This is a genomic window from Vibrio spartinae, assembly GCF_024347135.1.
GTDB classification, from domain to species: Bacteria; Pseudomonadota; Gammaproteobacteria; order Enterobacterales; family Vibrionaceae; genus Vibrio; species Vibrio spartinae.
The window spans coordinates 278,664-299,275 of sequence record NZ_AP024907.1 but is presented as its reverse complement, the minus strand read 5'-3'; the positions used below and the strand labels follow the sequence as shown (position 1 = coordinate 299,275).

The window sequence follows — 20,612 nt, the reverse complement described above, 5'->3', positions numbered from 1 at the left end:
GGGAAGTAATCCCTGAACTATACAACATCAGGGACACCTACTCTGAATATGATTATTTATCTATATTGGAGCCGAAATCACTTCCCGCCGGGGAAACCGAGCTGACGCCACGCTTCGTAACTCACAACCGCCACAGAATTCGAGAGGTTCATGCTACGCGCATTGGGCAGCATCGGGATCCGGATTCTGCGCTCTTCAGGGAAACCATTACGGATGTCATCTGGTAAACCAGCCGTTTCAGATCCAAATAGCAATACATCACCAGCTTGATAGGTTGGCTCATCATGAGGTCTGGCGCCTTTGGTCGTCAGTGCGAAGATCCGTCGCTCACCAATCGCAGCTAAGAATGCTTCGTAGTTCGGATGGACACTGACCTTCGCCATATCTCTGTAATCGAGGGCAGCCCGGCGCAGATTTTTTTCTTCAAGATCAAAACCCAATGGCTCGATCAGGTGGAGATGACAGCCATTGTTGGTTGATAACCGAATGATATTACCGGTATTTTGGGCAATATTCGGACAATATAATGCAATGTGAAACATAGAATTGACGCCTATTTTTATTTTTAGTGGTTATTTTCTAAATGCAGTTTTACGTTAATTCAATTTATCATGATCATCATCATCGTCTTTGCGATCATATTCACCTTCGTAAGTGTTACCGCGATCAGATTCCCGATCATAGGGCCCTCTGGCTCTGGGACCGAATGGCTGTTGGACATTCCCTTGAATGACAACTTTGTCCATCAGCTTACGTGCCAGTATCGCGCGTGGTCTCGGAAGCAAAACAAACATCCCCATCAAATCCGTCATAAAACCCGGTGTCAATAACAGTACCCCGGCAACTGCCAGCAGTACCCCTTCCAGAATCTGTTGAGCCGGTAGTTCGCCATCTTGGAGTCGCTGTTGCATCGTCAACAAGGTCTGTAACCCCTGACTTCGAACCAAAGATGCCCCGGCAAACGCAGTGATCAAAACCAAACCGATGGTCGGCCACAACCCTAAATATCCACCGACCTGAATAAATAAACCAATTTCAATGATTGGAACAGCAATAAACAAACATAAGATAATGGGAAACACAGCGCCTCCTGCTATAGGTCCGCAAACCTGTCGAGTGTAACGAAATCTATTCATAAAACCGACCCCTGTGTTTCACTTCTTTACTCTTTTGATAACAGTCCTTGCTCAAAATCAGTCCACAGACAGAATTTCCAAGAAAAATAAAAAATATCGCCTCGTTGTGCTGCTTTTCCACTGGACTGTTTTACAAACGAAATTAATCAAAGTGGTCAAATAATCAGCCGAAATAGTCCATTCTCTCTGGTATCTTCGCGGATCCTGATCTACGTTATTAAGAAATAAATAGTCAGTTAGTCGCATAATGAAAAGAGCAAAAAGAACCATCATAAAGATGACATTGATATGGCTGTGTCTATCCGTGATCCCTTGCGGATACTATTTCCACCTCAGCAATGAAGCCCATCAGTTCTTTATTCAACAGCTCGAAACACAGAGTAAACAATATGTTGGACATATCGAAGCCAAAGCGACCCAGTTGAGTAAGCTCATCCAACAGAATTTTACACAACTGAGCCACTCTCCCTTGCTCCTCGAATTCGCAAAAACTGGTAATCAGACCTACCGGAATTATCTAAAAAATCAATGGTATCTGACAGCAGCAAATGTCGAGTTTTTCTATCAGTTACGCTACCTCGATAATCAAGGGAAAGAAATCATTCGTGTCGATTATACGCCGCAGATGACTCAACCCTATATCGTGCCGGACAATGCGTTACAGGATAAAGGTAAACGAGACTATTTTTATTATGCTCAACGACTTGCTTCAGGTGAGCAAGGATATTTCGGTATCGATCTGGAACGAGAATTCGGCCAAATTGTGACACCATACAAACCGGGATTTCGCATAATCTATCCAATCGTTCATAACCAACAACGCTTGGGATACTTCATTGCGAATCTTGAAGTATTAGGCATTATCAACAATATCACATCGAATCAGCTAGGCTACTCAGTTGATTTTATTGATAAGAGTGGCTATTACATTCTCAGTAGTAATAAAAATAAACTCTTTGGCCAACTGATCAAAGCGCGGGAAAACATCAACCTTGCTTATGAAGCCCCCAAACTATGGGAGTATATTCATCAAACGCCCTATCAATCCGGTAGCCTGCTAACGACTGAAGGCTTATATGTGTTTCAACCATTTCAGGCCCCGCTATTCAGTAATCGCCATGACATCACACTGATGACAACGTATCCAGCTCACCTCATCAAGCAAGGGTTTGCTCAGCGAGATAAAGAAATTCAGATGACCGTCATCATTCTGTTGCTCTTCTTCGGCATTATTGCCGGTTTTTTTGCCCTATTATGGGAAAGTTATCTCATCAATCGACTGGAACAAACATTCAATCAAGTCGTGCTCGACAACAGTGTTGCTGTCGCTCTCACCAACGCAAACCATATCATTCTTCGGGCCAATCTCCGTTTCTGTAAACTTTTCGGCACCGAGCAGTTTGAAATTCAAGGGAAAAACATCCTCGATTTACAACCTGCCACAGCAAAATACAAAAACATTCTCAAACAACTGCAAACGAGCGGAGAATGGCAAGGCCAAGTACAGATTGGTGATGTGGACCCACCACATGTCTGTAAAGTGGAAGTTCGGGCGCTTGAAGGTTCCATCAAACAGATTAGTCACTATGTTTATTCATTCAGTGATATCTCTGAGCACTACAACGCGATTTTAGAGCTCAAAGAGAAGAATGAACGGGACATCATGACCGGACTCTGGAATAAGAAAAAATTTAACCAAACATTATTGCACTATTCAAGATTGCAGGAACGGTATAGCAATCAACCCAAAAGTTGTCTGGCAATCATTGATGTCGATGACTTCAAACGGATCAATGATACTTACGGCCATTCAGTCGGTGATCAGGTCCTGCTACGTTTAGCAAATCAAATGTTGTCGATCCTGCGCGATACTGATTTTGTCTCGCGCATCGGTGGCGATGAATTTGCGGTTATCATTCAACATGCCGATGTCACAACATCACAGAAATTGATGGAACGGATCAGTCTTGCTATCGAGTCATGGCAAGAATACGACACCACAATCAGTATCGGAATTGCTGAAATCACATCCAGTCATCATCAATCCTTCGTCAATGCAGATAAAGCCCTCTATCGTTCTAAGAAAAAAGGAAAAAATTGCGTTTCCGCTCATGGAATCGAACAGTTGAGCGTTGTGCAAAATAGCTAAAAACAATAAAGTTATTGTCGGTAGTGAAAAAGGTGATCAAGCTACTTTTTTTATCCAGTAGACTCAGTATGATGTTCTACGCGTTTCGGTCGGATTTCCAAACGTTAACACTACCAGAATGGATTCTTTGAAGAATTAATCCCTATAAATTGATAACTACGAAGTTGAGTTACCTAAGGATCCTATACTATGACTACCCTCTCTGAAGCAGTTGCTGAAACCGCTACCCGCCTGGAAGAAGATTTACTCGGTCAACGTCATGTCCCTGCTGATGCATATTACGGCATCCACACTTTACGAGCTGTAGAAAACTTCAATATTTCCAATGCCACGATTTCAGATGTTCCTGAATTTGTTCGTGGTATGGTCATGACCAAAAAAGCGGCAACCCTTGCTAACAAAGAACTAGGCGTGATTCCAAAAGAGATTGCATCTTATATTATCCAAGCATGTGATGTAATACTCGAAACAGGGAAGTGTATGGATCAATTCCCGTCAGATGTATTTCAGGGCGGCGCAGGGACTTCGGTCAATATGAACACCAACGAAGTCATTGCCAATCTTGCTCTGGAACTGATGGGGAAAGAAAAAGGACAATACGATGTGATCAATCCCAATGATCATGTCAACAAGAGTCAATCAACCAACTGTGCTTACCCAACCGGGTTCCGCATTGCAGTGTTTAACAGCGTACAAAAACTTGTTAGTTCAGTCGCTTACCTCAAAGAAGCATTCGAAATTAAGAGCCATGAGTTTAGTGATATCCTCAAAATGGGCCGGACTCAGCTCCAAGATGCTGTACCGATGACCGTCGGTCAGGAGTTCCACGCTTGGGCGGTGACATTGAATGAAGAGATCCGTGCGCTGGAATATACTTCCAAGCTTCTGCTTGAAATCAACTTGGGTGCAACCGCTATCGGTACAGGCCTGAATGCCGCTGAAGGCTATCAGGCGCTGGCAGTCAAACATCTGGCAGCCGTCACCGGTGTAGACGTTGTTGCGGCAGAAGACTTAATTGAAGCGACTTCTGACTGTGGTGCTTATGTGATGACGCATGGTGCACTCAAACGTCTGGCAGTGAAGCTTTCTAAAATCTGTAACGATTTACGTCTGCTTTCTTCCGGGCCAAGAGCGGGACTGAATGAACTGAATCTGCCAGAACTGCAAGCTGGTTCATCCATTATGCCGGCGAAAGTGAACCCAGTGGTTCCTGAAGTCGTCAATCAGGTATGTTTTAAAGTGCTGGGTAACGACAATACCATCTCTTTTGCCGCTGAAGGCGGACAACTCCAGCTGAACGTCATGGAACCCGTTATCGGTCAGGCCATGTTTGAGTCAATCTCGATTCTGTCCAATGCATGTATCAATCTACGCGATAAGTGTATTGACGGTATTACAGTTAACAAAGAAGTTTGTGAGAATTATGTGTTCAACTCAATCGGAATTGTGACCTACCTGAACCCATATATCGGTCACCATGAAGGTGATATTGTTGGTAAAATCTGTGCTCAAACTGGTAAGAGTGTCCGTGAAGTCATTCTGGAACGCGGTCTGCTCACCGAAACTGAAGTAGACGAAATTCTATCCGTCGAAAATCTGAGACATCCTCAATATAAAGCAAAACGCTACGAATAAGTGATTCTTCTGCGTTAAACATACTGCGATATGCCTACACGGATATCGCAGTATGTATTTCTACGCCTGTAAACTCAAACCTCTGCCTTTCTACACAAATTCCCCCCCCCCTGCATTCTGAGCATATCATCAAAGAGTCATCGGCTTTTCTGGCTTTTGGTCGAATACTTGGATCGATCTGTCCAAGACTGACTTCTATCTCTCGCATTTGTCGGAAAACTTGCGTTATGATGAGTTCATTCGAGTCAAACATATCCTTTAATACGTCCAATTATGCGTTCAATTTTTCTCATTTTGACAGTGCTGGTATCGGCCTTATTACCCCTTCAGGCGCAACAATTTGCTGCGCCGTTGTCCTCTGCTTTTACGCCGAATCAATCGCGATTCGTGACAGTCGATCAAGCGTTTCCCTTTCTCGCTTATCAACAAGGAAATCAATTAACGCTGAGTTGGGAGATTCAACCCGGTTACTATCTGTATCAGCATAAATTGAATTTCGCCCCGCAACAGGTACGTATCGTCTCAACTCACATGCGTCAGGGTGAATCGCACCATGACGAATTTTTCGGTGATGTAAATATCTATACCACCCCCCTTCAAATCACTTTGGAACTGGCTGATGCGGGGAAAAATGCCGAGATTCAAGTCAGCTACCAAGGCTGTGCCGCACAGGGGTTTTGTTATCCGCCAGAAGTACGCTCTGTACCGATTGCCCCCCTTCCGACGGTGACTCTGGATACCGAGAATTCAGCATCAAACGGGATCGCATCTCCGTCAAATCAGCCGTTACCGAAACAAAGCGTCCAACCGCCTCAGGCTGAACAAAATCGGTTAGCTGATGCACTGGGAGAAAATCTATGGACGGTCATGCTATTCTTGTTTCTCGGTATTGGATTAGCTTTCACACCTTGTGTTTTCCCGATGTATCCGATTGTCACCAGTATTGTGCTGGGTCAGAACAACCTCAATAAGAAACAAGCTTTCGGACTGGCCGTGATTTATGTTCAAGGCATGGCTCTCACCTATACATTACTCGGACTTGTCGTCGCCTCAGCGGGATTACAATTTCAAGCAGCCCTGCAAAGCCCGACCATCCTCATTGCTTTCAGCCTGCTTTTCATATTGCTGTCACTTTCCATGTTTGGTCTCTATACCATTCAAATGCCGGCGACTTTGCAGACCGTCCTGAATAACCTCAGTCAACAACAGTCCGGTGGTCGGCAGTTTGGTGTTTTCATCATGGGCGCAATCTCAGGGCTGATCTGTTCTCCCTGCACCACCGCACCACTCTCTGGTGCTTTACTATACGTGGCACAGACCGGGGATTTGATGCTCGGTGGTATCGCGCTTTATCTGTTAGGGCTCGGTATGGGGGTACCTTTGATCATCATCGCGGTCTTCGGTCAGCGTTTTCTACCGAAATCGGGGCCATGGATGGAAAAAATCAAAACGCTGTTTGGCTTCATCCTGCTTGCGGCCCCAATCTTCCTTCTGGAACGTATCATTCCCGAATTATGGTCTGTCAGTTTATGGGCTTTGCTTGGTGTGAGTCTTTTCCTATGGATATTGCTGACCAGCCTCCGTTCCGCGGCCAGTCAGTTCAGAAAAACATTACTCCTCGTCTTGTCTCTGGCTGGCGTCGGGCTTTCACTGACACCCGTAGCTTTGTATTCCGGTATCTTCACGTCACCAGCACATGCTGAGTCGTTGTCTTTTGTTCAGGTTCAGAATGTCGATGAACTGGCACAACAACTGGCTTTAGCAAAAGCGAATCAACAACCCGTGATGATCGATTTTTATGCTGACTGGTGTGTCGCCTGTAAAGAGTTCGAAAAATATACGTTCTCAGATCATACCGTACAGCAAAAACTCGCCAATTATCGTCTCATTCAGGCCGATGTCACGGCAAACAATGCGCAAAATAAAGCACTGCTGAACCACTTAGGCGTGCTCGGATTACCCACGCTCAGCTTTTGGAATTCGACAGGAACGCGCGTTCCTCAAGCCCGAATCACTGGTTTTATGGATGCAGATGAGTTCTTGGAACATCTTCACCAGTATGATTTATAACGCACTCTATCCGGTTGGTAAAAACGACACCAGTCAGCGATGCTGAGAACGCTGTATCCTTCCAGCCCATAAAGGAAACCGAGATCACACGATTGATGTATCAGCATACAATCGGGGAACAATGCGCACAGATGTATACAAAAAAGGGGATAGAGTTCAGAGTTTTCGTGCTCCGATATTGTTCAAAACTATAAACGGAACAATAATTTGGTTAATAACTTGTAAACATATGAATTGTAATGGACGCGACCTACACCATTATCATTGCAGATGATCACCCTCTCTTCCGTAATGCACTATTTCAATCAGTGCATATGGCGGTAAGCGGTGCCAATCTACAAGAAGCCGATACACTCGATGCACTGCTTACCCTTCTGGCAAAAGAAGCAGAACCCGATCTGGTTTTACTCGATCTAAAAATGCCGGGCAGTAATGGGATCTCGGGTTTAATTCAGCTCAAAAACACCTATCCGGATTTACCGATTGTTGTGGTATCGGCCAGCGAAGAACCCGCTGTTGTTGCACAGGTGAAAAAGCATGGTGCTTTCGGCTTCATTCCCAAATCCAGTGATATGCGAACGCTCGTCAATGCACTCAATAAAGTGCTCAATGGTGACCCATACTTCCCTGAAGATCTGGTTATTACCAATCAGCCCGGCAATGATTTGGCTGAAAAAATTGCGGCATTGACACCACAACAATATAAAGTATTAGGGATGCTATCGGATGGTTTACTCAATAAACAGATTGCTTATGAGTTGAATGTTTCCGAAGCAACCATCAAAGCCCATATGACCGCTATTTTTCGCAAACTCGGCGTCAAAAATCGCACTCAAGCCGTGATTCTGCTCAACGAAATTAACGACTGATCCCCCCTATAGTTCATCGTTCTGACCTGTGCATCTGTGACATTTCAGTCCAATCCCCCTTTCTATCGAACCTGATTTGCAGTGAGTTTCCCATTCAATTCAATCTCAACTCACCTCCGTTGAAGTGCGCTGTATATACTTTTGGCTAACAACTCCATCATTTAACATATATTTTACATTTACCCACCTCAATAAAAATCTACCCATGCATTAATACCAATAAAAGTCAGAACGCGACTAAAGTTGCAAAGATCAAACCATGACAAGCTGCTACTTTATAAACGTAACATTGTATTAACAAATATACCGATAACAGGAAGGAGACAGCTATGGCGTTTGAATCATCAGAACACGCACAAGCTTACTGGAAAGAGAATTTGGGAATCATGGGAACCCTGCTAGCAATTTGGTTTCTGGTTTCTTACGGTGCCGGGGTTTTATTTGTAGACACGCTGAATACCATTCAATTCGGTGGTTTCAAGCTCGGTTTTTGGTTTTCCCAACAAGGGTCGATCTATGTCTTTGTTGCCCTCATTTTCATCTATGTCTGGCGAATGAACGCACTCGACAAAAAATATAACGTCCACGAAGACTAGTGAAGGAGTGACATATGGATATTCAAACTTGGACATTTATCCTCGTGGGTGTGACCTTTGCCTTGTATATCGGAATTGCGATCTGGGCAAGAGCGGCTTCAACCAGTGAATTTTATGTCGCTGGCGGAGGTGTACATCCGGTGGCGAACGGGATGGCAACTGCGGCTGACTGGATGTCTGCGGCATCATTTATTTCTATGGCGGGGATCATTTCTTTTATTGGCTATGACGGCGGTGTCTACCTGATGGGTTGGACCGGTGGTTATGTCTTACTTGCACTTTGCCTCGCACCCTATCTTAGAAAGTTCGGTAAATTTACAGTTCCGGATTTTATCGGTGACCGCTATTATTCCCGAACGGCGCGAATGGTTGCTGTATTCTGTGCCATTTTCGTTTCTTTCACCTATGTTGCCGGCCAAATGCGTGGCGTTGGCGTCGTTTTCGCGCGCTTTCTTGAAGTCGATATCAACATGGGAATTATTATCGGGATGGCAATCGTGTTCTTCTATGCGGTTATGGGCGGCATGAAGGGCATCACTTATACGCAGGTCGCCCAATATTGTGTGCTGATTTTTGCATTCTTGGTTCCAGCTATTTTCACCTCACTCATGATGACAGGAACACCGGTTCCACAACTGGGATTCGGTTCAACCATTTCAGGCACCGATACTTACCTCTTGGATCGATTAGATGGTTTAACCCAAGAACTGGGCTTTACCGCATATACTGACGGTTCGAAAAGTACGGTGGATGTCTTCTTTATCTGTGCGGCCTTGATGGTTGGAACGGCTGGTCTCCCTCACGTCATTATCCGCTTCTTTACCGTACCGAAAGTCTCTGATGCACGAATTTCTGCCGGATGGGCACTGGTATTTATTGCCTTGCTCTATACAACAGCACCTGCGGTTGCAGCATTTGCCCGGGTAAACATGATCGATACGCTCAATGGTCCGGACATGAAGGGCGTTCAGTCTACGGATGCACCAAGTTGGTTTAAAAACTGGGAAAATACCGGATTGGTCTCATGGGACGATAAAAATGGTGATGGCCGTATGTTCTATGCGGGTGATGCGCGTAATGAAGTGAAGATCAACCGAGATATCATCGTCCTGGCGTCTCCGGAGTTAGCCAAGCTGCCAAACTGGGTCGTTGCCTTACTGGCAGCCGGTGGTCTGGCTGCTGCACTTTCGACGGCCGCAGGTCTACTGCTGGTTATCTCGACCTCCATCTCACATGACTTGCTCAAAAAGGGCTTCAAGCCAGACATGACCGACAGGCAAGAGTTACTCGCAGCGAGGATCGGTGCCGCACTGGCCGTCATCGGGGCCGGCTATCTGGGAATCAACCCACCGGGATTCGTGGCGCAGGTGGTCGCCTTTGCCTTCGGCCTTGCGGCTGCATCCTTCTTCCCGGCGATTATCATGGGGATTTTCTATAAGAAGATGAATAAAGAAGGGGCGATTGCAGGAATGCTCTGCGGGATTCTTTTCACGGCTGCATACATCATCTACTTTAAGTTCGTCAATCCGGCAGATAATACACCGGACAACTGGTGGTTCGGTATCAGTCCGGAAGGTATCGGAACATTGGGAATGTGTCTGAATTTTGTGGTCGCGATTGTAGTCAATAAATTTACGGCGGAAGTCCCCGATGATGTGCAGGAAATGGTAGAGTCGATTCGCTATCCGAAAGGTGCGGGGACAGCACATAACCATTAATCATCATAAAACAGAATAACAGCGATAAAACAGAAGTGACTCGAAGCATATCGGGTCACTTCTCTCTTCGTCCCCTATCATCACAGCGACTTTAAGCTTTCGCAGTTGTCAGTGAAAAATTCGGGTTAGTTGCAGTAATCCGACTCGCCAGATAGTTCAGTAATACGCCATACATCGGCACGAACAGTCCTAAACTGATCACCAATTTAAAGCCATAATCAACCATTGCGATTTCCTGCCAGTGTTGTGCCATAAATGGATCAGGGCTTTGGTAGAAAGCAATGCCAAAAAAGGCCACTGTATCCAGCGCATTGCCAAACAGTGTTGAACATGTGGGCGCAACCCACCACTGTTTGAGTTGGCGTAAACGGTTAAAGACCTGAACATCCATCACTTGCCCTAACAGGTAAGCCATAAAACTGGCAATCGCAATCCGAGCCACAAACCAGTTGATCTGACCTAATGGTGCAACGCCTTGAAAATGGCCTTGAAAGAACAAGACTGACAAGAGATATGAGACGGCCAAAGCTGGGAACATGACTAAAAAGATAATTCGTCGGGCCAGTGAGGCGCCAAAGATCCTGACAGTCAAATCAGTCGCGAGAAAAATAAACGGGAATGTAAATGCTCCCCAAGTCGTGTGATACCCCATCACGGTAAAGGGGATCTGCACTAAATAATTACTGGAAGCAATAATCAGTAAGTGAAATAAAATCAGGAAACTCAGCGCTTTGCGCTGCTGTGCAATGGTGAAAATACTCATGTTCTACCTTTTTCTTTTGGTTTGGGGTGAGGGAACCCAAATATATTCATTTGAGGCAAATGGCCCCGATTCTGTGCTCTTTTTGATCCCATCGGCTCAAAAAGAGGGCGAATTATACAGCAACAACGCATGAGTGCAAGATGGATAAATGAAGTCAAAAAGAAAGAAAAGCATCGTGAGGTTTAAAAGGAATATTCCGGCTCATCCTAACGGACAAACCGGAACATTTTTTAGTGAAAGCAGACAAAGACGGGCGATGTCTTGACTGTAGCAATCAGCCCCTGCGCAGGTAGGTCTATGCAGGGGACAGAGATAAGATGATTATGAAAGTGAAGTTGCTGATCCCACTTCCTGTTCTCGTTCTCTTCCTTGTTTAGATGTTTGCTCTTGTCCTTGAGGATTCTGAATTTCTTTTTCTGAAGCACCGACCACAATCGATGCAGCCAGATCGCCAATCACGTTAATCGATGTTCTTGCCATATCCAGTATGCGATCGATTCCCGCGATAAGAGTTAAACCTTCTAACGGCAGTCCCACTGACGTTAAAACAATGGATAGCATGATTAAGCCACCACCGGGAACACCAGCGGTCCCAATCGCGCCTAACGTTGCCGTCAGAATGATAGTTCCCATTTGTGCGAAGGTTAAATCGATGCCATAAACCTGAGCAATAAAGAGTGCACACACCCCTTGATAAAGAGATGTTCCTCCCATATTGATGGTCGCCCCTAATGGCAGAACAAAACTTGCTATTTTGTCCGATACGCCGAAATTTTCCTTAATCGTCCGGATACTGACAGGCAACGTGCCGGAGCTGCTAGACGTACTAAACGCTGTGGCAGCCGCAGGTAGAATACCTTTCATGAACCGTAATGGCGAAATGCCCGCAAATCCTTTGACGGTCACGGCATAGACAAACACCATCTGTATAATGCAGCCGACATATACCGCTCCAATCACCTTAATCAAAGGAATCAGGACAGCGGCACCATTTGAGGCAACAACAGGGACAATCAGGCCAAATACACCATAAGGTGCTAGTGACATAATAAAGCCGGTAATTTTATACATAATTTCAGCCACACTTTCGAAAAACGAAATGAATGGCTGTGCTTTATTTTCCGGAAGAGACGTCGCTCCCATTCCAAGAAATAAAGCGAAAGCAATAATCTGTAGCATATTGCCTTCAACAAGTCCTTTTAGTGGGTTCTTAGGGATAATATTTAAAAATGTATCCACCAGACTGACACTTTCTACGGCTTTACTCGTACCACTGATCGGAATGCTCAATCCTGCACCCGGTGTCAAGACGGTTGCTAAACATAGACCAATCGTCACAGCAAAAGCGGTTGTTAACAGATAGTAACTAAGTGTTTTTCCTCCGATTCTTCCCAGTGTTTTAATATCACCAATACTGGCGGCACCAACAATTAACGATGAAAATACTAAAGGGACGATTAGCATTTTGATCAGGTTGATGAATAGCGTTCCGATGGGTTTAATATAAGTATTCGCAATATCCGGTGTTCCTTGCAGAAGCAATCCAACTGCGACCCCGGCGGCAAGACCAATGAAGATTTTGGTGGTCAACTTCATTTTTTTCATGATGTTCCTCATTGTTTTCTATAGATGACATCGCCCGTATTATCGTCTATGACTGCTCTTTTATATGCCTATTCAAATGGAACGATAGACCTTGTGTATTCTATAGTTTGTGCTACACAAACTCGCGCGACATTATCACATTAATCAATGGCAAACTACGATAGACTGTGACGCAAAGAGCTGTTTTACACATTATTCTGCTTCTTATCACACCTGTATCCAGAATAATCAACCAAACGTCAGCAGCCAGACTTGAGCGATAAGAACGGTTTGTGATACGCTTCGCCTCCATTTTTCCGCCCATGTTTCTACTTAAAATAAACCTCGGTATTCTCCTCACGATCGGTTTAAACTGAGTCACATGGGTTCAAAAGATCCTGAGCATCCTGCTTGGCGATTACGTGTTAACTGATAGTGAGAGTAAAAGACATGATGGGTCAAGGTACGCTTTACATCGTCTCAGCCCCGAGTGGTGCAGGAAAATCAAGCCTGATCGCAGCCTTATTGGAAAAGAATCCGACCTATGCCATGAAAGTTTCCGTGTCGCACACAACCCGCCAGCCCAGAGCTGGTGAGCAGGATGGTATTCATTATCACTTTGTCGATAAAGCACATTTTGAAGCACTGATTGCTAAAGGTGAATTTCTCGAATATGCCGAAGTCTTCGGTAACTACTACGGCACCTCTCAAATCTGGATCGAAAATACACTCAAGAAAGGGATCGATATTTTCCTCGATATTGACTGGCAAGGTGCGCGGCAGATTCGGCAGAAAATGCCGGCAGCCCGGAGTATCTTTATTCTTCCGCCTTCAAAAGAAGAGCTGGAACGACGCCTGAACGCCCGTGGGCAAGACAATCAGGATGTCATTGAGAAAAGAATGAGTGAAGCTCAGTCAGAGACCTCGCACTATCCCGAATATGACTATCTCATCATCAATGACGAATTTGATGCTGCATTGATGGATTTTAAAGCAATCATTCGCGCAGAAAGATTGAAGCAAGACAAGCAAGCTGCTAAATATAGCAGTATGCTATTGGAATTGTTGTCCACAGGAACGACAGGGCAATAAATGCCGACGTGATACCTCATGAAGTTTACAATTCATTCCGTTCAGTTGTATAATTTCTGGTCATTTATAGATTTTTATTAACAAGTTGGAGTTCTCATGGCACGCGTAACTGTTCAAGACGCAGTTGAAAAAGTTGGTAACCGTTTCGATTTGGTCCTTATTGCGGCCCGCCGCGCTCGTCAAATGCAAACAGGTGGAAAAGATTCACTGGTGCCAGAAGAAAACGATAAAACGACCGTTATCGCACTACGCGAAATTGAAGACGGTTTGATCACAAAAGACGTGCTTGATGCTCGTGAGCGTCAAGAGCAACAAGAACAAGAAGCCGCAGAATTGGCAGCAGTGAGCAGTATCGCTCATAACCGTTAATTTTTGCAGGTAACACAACATACGGGCCTAAAATTTGTATCTATTCGATAGCCTCAAAGCCGTTGCCCAGGAATATCTGACAGAGCCTCAAATTGAGGCTCTACGTCACTCTTATGTCGTCGCGAGAGATGCTCACGAGGGTCAGACACGTTCCAGCGGAGAACCTTATATTATACATCCGGTCGCAGTGGCCCGAATTCTGGCAGAAATGCGTTTGGATTTGGAAACGTTGCAAGCGGCACTCCTCCACGATGTCATCGAAGATACAGAGGTCGCGAAAGAAGAATTAGAGACCAAATTCGGTACCGCTGTTGCCGAACTTGTTGACGGGGTTTCAAAGCTCGACAAATTAAAATTTCGTGATCGCAAAGAAGCACAAGCGGAAAACTTCCGCAAAATGGTGCTGGCCATGGTTCAGGATATCCGCGTCATCCTGATCAAACTGTCCGACCGGACCCATAACATGCGAACTCTCGGTGCGCTTCGTCCAGACAAGAAACGCCGCATCGCCAGAGAAACGCTAGAAATCTATGCGCCACTCGCCCACCGCCTCGGGATTCACAATATCAAAGTAGAGCTCGAAGAGCTTGGCTTTGAGGCACTTTACCCCAATCGCTACCGCGTGCTGAAAAATGTTGTCAAATCGGCACGAGGGAATCGTAAAGAGATGATCCAGCGTATCCATACCGAGATTGAAGGCCGCCTGAAAGACGTTGGCCTGACCGCCAAAGTGGTGGGACGCGAAAAGAATCTGTTTTCTATCTATAACAAGATGAAAACTAAAGAGCAGCGCTTCCATAGTATTATGGATATCTACGCCTTCCGGATTATTGTCGATACCGCGGACACATGTTATCGGGTACTTGGTCAGGTCCACAGCCTGTATAAACCTCGTCCGGGACGCATTAAAGATTATATCGCCGTACCGAAAGCTAACGGCTATCAGTCAATTCATACCTCAATGGTCGGCCCGCATGGTGTACCGGTGGAAGTTCAAATCCGAACCGACGACATGGATCAAATGGCGGACAAAGGTGTGGCAGCACACTGGTCTTACAAAGGCAACGGGGAACGCACCGGAACCACCGCTCAAGTCAAAGCACAACGGTGGATGCAAAGCCTGTTGGAACTGCAGCAAAGCGCTGGGAACTCATTTGAATTCATTGAAAACGTCAAATCTGATTTATTCCCGGATGAGATTTACGTATTTACACCGAAAGGACGGATTGTCGAACTCCCGGCAGACGCAACCGCAGTTGATTTTGCCTATGCGGTGCACACCGATGTCGGCAATACCTGTGTCGGCGCCCGGGTAGACCGGAATCCATACCCACTGAGTAAATCCTTAAAGAACGGACAAACCGTCGAAATCATCAGTGCTCCGGGCGCTCGTCCGAACGCGGCATGGCTCAATTATGTCGTCACCTCCCGAGCTCGGACAAAGATTCGTCAGGTGCTAAAAACCATGCGCAAGGAAGAATCTATCACCTTGGGACGACGCTTGCTTAACCATGCTTTGGGTGAACAAACTATCAATAGTATTGCTCCAGAGATTATCCAGAAAGTTCTCACGGAACTAAAAATGGAACAACTGGACGATATGCTGGCAGCGATTGGTTTAGGTGAACTGATGAGTATTGTGATTGCCCGGCGTTTACTGGGCAATACCGATGGCATGGCCGTCAATGAGAACAACAGACCGAAACGAAAACTGCCAATCCGCGGAGCCGACGGGATTCTGCTGAATTTTGCCAAATGCTGTCACCCGATTCCCGATGATCATATTGTGGCGCATATTTCTCCGGGAAGAGGTCTTGTCGTTCACCGTGAAACCTGTGCCAATGTTCGTGGTTACCAACGTGAGCCTGAAAGATATATGGCCGTCGAATGGTCAAATGACTATGAGCAGGAATTCATTACTGAACTGAAAATCGACATGCAGAATCATCAGGGTGCGTTGGCAGAACTGACTAATGTCATTTCCCATACGGGCTCCAATATTCATGGCATCTCGACCGAAGAAAGAGACGGACGTCTGTACACCATCACGGTACTCCTGACCACCAAAGATCGGGTTCATCTTGCAGGGATCATGCGAAAAATCCGCGTGATGCCTCATGCACTGAAAGTCCGACGCAAACGCAGCTAATTCATTCCCACAAAAACATGACCAGATATCGATAATGATATCTGGTCTTTATTTTTCCGCTCCACTCTGATTATCAACAGCGAATCCGATTGATGATCGCACCACAATGCGACTCATCTTAAAATAAAAGCACAAAAAACCTGTACAAAAAAACAGTTCGATGGTTGAATATTTGATAACTCAATGCATTATAAATAACCGACCATGTCGCAATTACTTTCAGCTATTCCGTTAACATCACTTTCAGGCGTCGGGGCCAAAGTCGCTGAAAAACTCAGTCGGATCGGTTTGAATACCGTACAGGATCTGCTGTTTCATCTCCCCCTCCGCTATGAGGACAGAACCCGGGTTTACCCCATCGCGCAGCTCCATCCCGGATTGTGGTGTGCGACTCAGGGTGAAGTCATGCAAACGAGTACCGTTTTCGGGCGCAAGAAAATGCTGACCGTCAAAATTAGCGACGGGCATGGTTCACTGACGCTGCGATTCTTCAATTTCACGGCAGCGATGAAAAATAACTTCTCCGAGGGTAAATTTGTTCATGCATACGGAGAAATTAAACGTGGCAGTATCGGCCTTGAGATCATTCATCCCGAATATAAGTTTTACACACCACAGCAACCGATTGATACGGAAGCAAATCTGACACCTGTTTACCCAACAACGGATGGCCTCAGGCAACTCACACTCCGTCAATTAACCGATCAGGCGCTTGCGCTTCTTGATAAAGCTGCCGTGGAAGAACTCTTACCCGAAGGGTTGTATCACCACCAAATCTCTTTATCGCAAGCACTACATACGATTCATCGGCCTGCGGCAGATATCGAGCTTGAACAATTTGATCAGGGCCGTCACCCGGCCCAACTGCGTCTCATTATGGAAGAGCTACTCGCGCAAAATCTCTCCATGCTGGCAGTTCGACACCGAGGTCAGCAAGACTTGGCGTTACCGCTGCCTCATGTCGAACAATATAAGCAACAGTTTCTGTCTCAACTACCGTTCCGGCCGACGGGCGCACAAGAACGAGTGGTACGCGAAATCGAATCAGATCTGGCAAAGCAATATCCGATGATGCGCTTAGTGCAAGGCGATGTCGGGTCAGGAAAAACGCTGGTCGCAGCGATGGCTGCGCTTCGGGCCATTGAACATGGCTATCAGGTTGCCCTCATGGCACCGACAGAATTGCTGGCGGAACAACATACACTCAATTTCAATAACTGGTTTGCGAGTATGGGATTGCGCGTGGGCTGGCTGGCAGGAAAAATGAAAGGCAAGGCCAAAGAGCAAACTTTGGCTGATATTGCTTCCGGTACCATTCACATGGTCGTCGGTACTCATGCCTTGTTTCAGGAGCAAGTCACGTTTCATCACCTCGCATTGATCATCATTGACGAACAGCATCGGTTTGGGGTTCATCAGCGTCTGGAGTTGCGAGAAAAAGGGGCAAAACACGGTTGCTTTCCACATCAATTGATTATGACCGCCACCCCGATTCCACGCACATTGGCAATGACAGCCTATGCCGATCTGGAAACCTCCATCATCGATGAGCTACCGCCGGGACGCACGCCGATTCAAACGGTCGTCATCCCGGATACCAAACGAGATGATGTCATTGAACGGGTTCGGCATGCATGTCTGACCGAAGGCAAACAAGCTTACTGGGTTTGTACCCTCATTGATGAATCTGAGATTCTTGAGGCTCAGGCTGCTGAAGAAGTCTGTCAGTTACTTCAGCAACAATTGCCTGGTGTTCGGATCGGTCTGGTACACGGGCGCATGAAGTCGGCAGAGAAACAACAAGTCATGCAAGATTTTAAAGAGCATCAGATCCATCTCCTGGTTGCAACAACCGTGATTGAAGTTGGCGTTGATGTGCCCAACGCAAGCCTGATGATCATCGAAAACCCAGAACGGCTCGGGCTGGCCCAGCTCCACCAGCTGAGAGGCCGCGTCGGTCGAGGCTCAGTCGCAAGCCACTGCGTGCTTCTCTATCACCCGCCACTCTCGAAAACAGCTCAAAAACGCTTGGGCGTGATGCGCGAGAGTCATGATGGTTTTATTATTGCTCAGCGCGATCTGGAAATCCGCGGCCCCGGGGAACTCCTCGGCACCAAACAGACCGGACTCGCTGACTTTAAGATTGCCGATCTGGTGCGGGACCAACAACTGATTCCGGAAGTACAACGTATCGCACGACATATTCACCAACGTTACCCAGACAATGCAACAGCGATCATTGATCGCTGGCTTGGTGAACGAGATGTTTATGCAAAAGCCTAACGTCTATTGAACCGACATCGTTCAACACCCGCTATCCACCCATCTTAGAAATCATTCATTCAACATCAATAATCTTGTCACTCTGGATGACAGACAAAGCCATATTAGGTGTTGACTCCTGCCCATAACCTGTTCAATAATAGATGCCTAGTCAATTAATGCCACGACAATAAATGACACGACAATAAATTATATGTCAGTGAGCAATATAATCACCAACCCATATAAAACAAGGTACACAGTTACATTTGGGCAGATATTGAGGTAGCGGGCGTCATGATAGAACGAAAACCAGAATATATTTTTGAGAACCTCGGATTTCTATTAACCAAGGCTGGGCAAATAAAAGATCGAATTCTTGATGCCCACCTAATGCCGGAAGACATCACATCAACCCAATGTAAGGTTTTGTTTAAAATTTCCCTCTTTGACTGTGATCGACCTTCTCTCATCGGCAAATCGTTAAATGTTGATAACAGTGCTATTACCCGAACACTGGATCGGTTGGAGAAAAAAGAACTGATTCAGCGTTTGCCGGATCCCAATGATCGACGCTCGATACGCGTCGCCTTGACGCCCAAAGGGGAAGAAATTGTTCAACGTGCCCTGCCACTGGCGATGAATTCTCTCGATGAGCTCACTCAATCGCTCACCAAAGAAGAACTTGCCCAACTGCATCACTGTCTGAAGAAAATAGTCCTGTCAGGTTACAAAGATAAACAGCTCAAGGAAGAAGCATGAAGCATTTACTGAAGCATTCAGCCATTGCCATCACCTTGATTTTGTGTGGTTGTGCTGCGCCAAATAACATTCAGCCGAAAAATCACCTCGTAGATCAAGCGATTTTAGCCCACAGTCACCAACTGAATCATCCCAAACTGTCACCGGCCAATTGGCCAACTCAAATATGGTGGCAATCATTGGGTGATACTCAGTTGGATCATTTGGTCCAGACAGCCTTAAACCATAGCCCGACGATGCAGTTGGCAGATGCGAATCTGGTCAATGCATCAGCAATGGTCATGGCAGCCAACGCCCAATTTGATCCGACATTGTCTGCAACCGCAGGAGCAACACGCTCCAGACTTTCCCGTTCTGAAGATTCCACACGACAAGGAAACCGTTATGGCACACTTTACACCCTTGGCCTGACGGGAAATTATGCTCTCGATCTGTGGGGCGGAAATCGTGATGCTTGGGAGGCCTCTGTTAATTATCAACGTGCCGCTGAAATTGATCATCAAGCAGCGAGCATGACGCTTTCCAGTGCCATTGTTCAAACCTATATTCAGTTGTCTAATGCTTACGCACTACAAGATTTAGCCCGGCAAGATCTGCAACGAACCCAACGCATTGTCGATATCACCCAGCGTCTGCTGAAAAATGGGTTAACCTCAGAAGATCGCTTATATACCGCTCAAAGCAGCACGGCAGCGGCGAAACAAATCCTGAAAAAACGTTCTCTGGCGATTAGCCAACTGAAAAACGCATTGGCGACATTGGTCGGACAAGGACCCGATATTGCGACCACGATTCAACGCCCTTCAATACTGATGGAAACAGCACTCGCACTGCCCCCCCATCTCCCTGCGAGCCTGCTCTCTCATCGCCCTGATATTGTCGCAGCCAAATGGCGAGTTGAAGCAATGAGTAAAGAAATCGATGCAGCGAAAACACGTTTTTATCCAAATGTGAATTTAAGCTTCTGGGCTGGATTCAAAGCCATGCTTGGCGATGCAGTATTTGAGGATGTCAGTCGTTCATGGCGCGTGGGACCGGCGATTTCCCTGCCCTTATTTACCCGAGATTTAAAAGCCAACCTGATTGAGAAGACCGCAGGCTATGATCGTGCTGTCGCACAATACAATGACGCATTGATAAAGGCTCTGGGCGAAGTGAGTGATAACATTCTGATCATCAAATCAATCGCGTTACAACTCAATGATGCCCAGCAAAGTATGCGTCTGGCTGACAAAAGTTACCATATTACAGAAAAGCGCTATGAAGCCGGGATGGGCAGTCATCTTGAAGTCCTCATGGCGGAACAACAACTGATTCAAGCAGAATCATCATTCACACAGTTGAAAAACCAGCAACAGGAACAACAAGTTCACTTAATACGTTCATTGGGAGGCGGTTTCGATAATACGTCTCCAAGCGATCATCTTACGACCATAGCAAATTAATCATGATGAAGGT

At 46.0% G+C, this 20,612-nt stretch carries 16 protein-coding genes; 12 read left to right on the top strand and 4 right to left on the bottom strand.

Annotated features, from left to right (window positions below; all coding sequences use genetic code 11):
- Positions 1 to 77: 77 nt before the first annotated feature.
- Positions 78 to 542: a tRNA (cytidine(34)-2'-O)-methyltransferase gene (locus OCU60_RS01270; RefSeq protein WP_074372229.1), complete on the bottom strand. Its 465-nt coding sequence runs from the start codon at positions 540 to 542 to the stop codon at positions 78 to 80.
- Between the two features lie 54 nt (positions 543 to 596).
- Positions 597 to 1,082 carry an FxsA family protein gene (locus tag OCU60_RS01265; protein WP_074372230.1) on the bottom strand — a complete coding sequence of 162 codons (486 nt, stop codon included), beginning with the start codon at positions 1,080 to 1,082 and terminating at the stop codon, positions 597 to 599.
- Positions 1,083 to 1,413: 331 nt separating this feature from the next.
- On the opposite strand from OCU60_RS01265, the gene OCU60_RS01260 reads away from it, so the two are divergent.
- The 6 genes from OCU60_RS01260 (at position 1,414) to OCU60_RS01235 (ending at position 10,173) form a co-directional block, all read left to right on the top strand.
- A complete protein-coding gene (locus OCU60_RS01260; protein WP_228448965.1) occupies positions 1,414 to 3,285 on the top strand; it encodes a sensor domain-containing diguanylate cyclase in 1,872 nt (623 codons plus the stop codon).
- A gap of 189 nt (positions 3,286 to 3,474) precedes the next feature.
- Positions 3,475 to 4,920, top strand: a complete 1,446-nt coding sequence (gene aspA, locus OCU60_RS01255; RefSeq protein ID WP_074372232.1) for an aspartate ammonia-lyase — start codon at positions 3,475 to 3,477, stop codon at positions 4,918 to 4,920.
- Between the two features lie 273 nt (positions 4,921 to 5,193).
- Positions 5,194 to 6,990 (top strand): protein-disulfide reductase DsbD, encoded by a 1,797-nt coding sequence (locus tag OCU60_RS01250; protein ID WP_074372234.1) that lies wholly within the window; start codon positions 5,194 to 5,196, stop codon positions 6,988 to 6,990.
- A gap of 239 nt (positions 6,991 to 7,229) precedes the next feature.
- Positions 7,230 to 7,859, top strand: a complete 630-nt coding sequence (locus tag OCU60_RS01245) for a response regulator transcription factor (RefSeq protein ID WP_074372235.1) — start codon at positions 7,230 to 7,232, stop codon at positions 7,857 to 7,859.
- Between the two features lie 329 nt (positions 7,860 to 8,188).
- Positions 8,189 to 8,455: a DUF4212 domain-containing protein gene (locus OCU60_RS01240; RefSeq protein ID WP_074372236.1), complete on the top strand. Its 267-nt coding sequence runs from the start codon at positions 8,189 to 8,191 to the stop codon at positions 8,453 to 8,455.
- Between the two features lie 14 nt (positions 8,456 to 8,469).
- Positions 8,470 to 10,173 carry a sodium:solute symporter family protein gene (locus tag OCU60_RS01235; RefSeq protein ID WP_074372237.1) on the top strand — a complete coding sequence of 568 codons (1,704 nt, stop codon included), beginning with the start codon at positions 8,470 to 8,472 and terminating at the stop codon, positions 10,171 to 10,173.
- A gap of 91 nt (positions 10,174 to 10,264) precedes the next feature.
- Here the strand turns inward: OCU60_RS01235 and OCU60_RS01230 are convergent, their stop codons facing one another.
- Entirely contained in the window at positions 10,265 to 10,936 is a 672-nt protein-coding gene (locus OCU60_RS01230; protein ID WP_074372238.1) for a 7-cyano-7-deazaguanine/7-aminomethyl-7-deazaguanine transporter, read from the bottom strand.
- A 321-nt stretch (positions 10,937 to 11,257) separates the two neighbouring features.
- On the bottom strand, positions 11,258 to 12,541 hold the full coding sequence (locus tag OCU60_RS01225; protein WP_074372239.1) for a dicarboxylate/amino acid:cation symporter: 1,284 nt from the start codon (positions 12,539 to 12,541) through the stop codon (positions 11,258 to 11,260).
- A 432-nt stretch (positions 12,542 to 12,973) separates the two neighbouring features.
- On the opposite strand from OCU60_RS01225, the gene gmk reads away from it, so the two are divergent.
- The 6 genes from gmk to OCU60_RS01195 all read left to right on the top strand — a co-directional run bounded on the left by gmk (position 12,974) and on the right by OCU60_RS01195 (position 20,599).
- Positions 12,974 to 13,612, top strand: a complete 639-nt coding sequence (gene gmk / locus OCU60_RS01220; protein WP_074372369.1) for a guanylate kinase — start codon at positions 12,974 to 12,976, stop codon at positions 13,610 to 13,612.
- A gap of 96 nt (positions 13,613 to 13,708) precedes the next feature.
- Positions 13,709 to 13,981: a DNA-directed RNA polymerase subunit omega gene (gene rpoZ, locus OCU60_RS01215; protein WP_072960479.1), complete on the top strand. Its 273-nt coding sequence runs from the start codon at positions 13,709 to 13,711 to the stop codon at positions 13,979 to 13,981.
- 34 nt (positions 13,982 to 14,015) lie between these two features.
- Complete coding sequence (gene spoT, locus OCU60_RS01210) at positions 14,016 to 16,130, top strand: bifunctional GTP diphosphokinase/guanosine-3',5'-bis pyrophosphate 3'-pyrophosphohydrolase (protein ID WP_074372240.1); 2,115 nt, start codon at positions 14,016 to 14,018, stop codon at positions 16,128 to 16,130.
- Between the two features lie 204 nt (positions 16,131 to 16,334).
- Positions 16,335 to 18,413, top strand: coding sequence for an ATP-dependent DNA helicase RecG (gene recG, locus OCU60_RS01205; protein ID WP_074372241.1), 2,079 nt, complete (start codon positions 16,335 to 16,337; stop codon positions 18,411 to 18,413).
- Positions 18,414 to 18,689: 276 nt separating this feature from the next.
- On the top strand, positions 18,690 to 19,154 hold the full coding sequence (locus OCU60_RS01200; RefSeq protein ID WP_074372242.1) for a MarR family winged helix-turn-helix transcriptional regulator: 465 nt from the start codon (positions 18,690 to 18,692) through the stop codon (positions 19,152 to 19,154).
- Positions 19,151 to 20,599, top strand: coding sequence for an efflux transporter outer membrane subunit (locus OCU60_RS01195; protein ID WP_074372243.1), 1,449 nt, complete (start codon positions 19,151 to 19,153; stop codon positions 20,597 to 20,599). Before OCU60_RS01200 ends, OCU60_RS01195 begins: the two co-directional genes overlap by 4 nt.
- Positions 20,600 to 20,612: the final 13 nt, after the last annotated feature.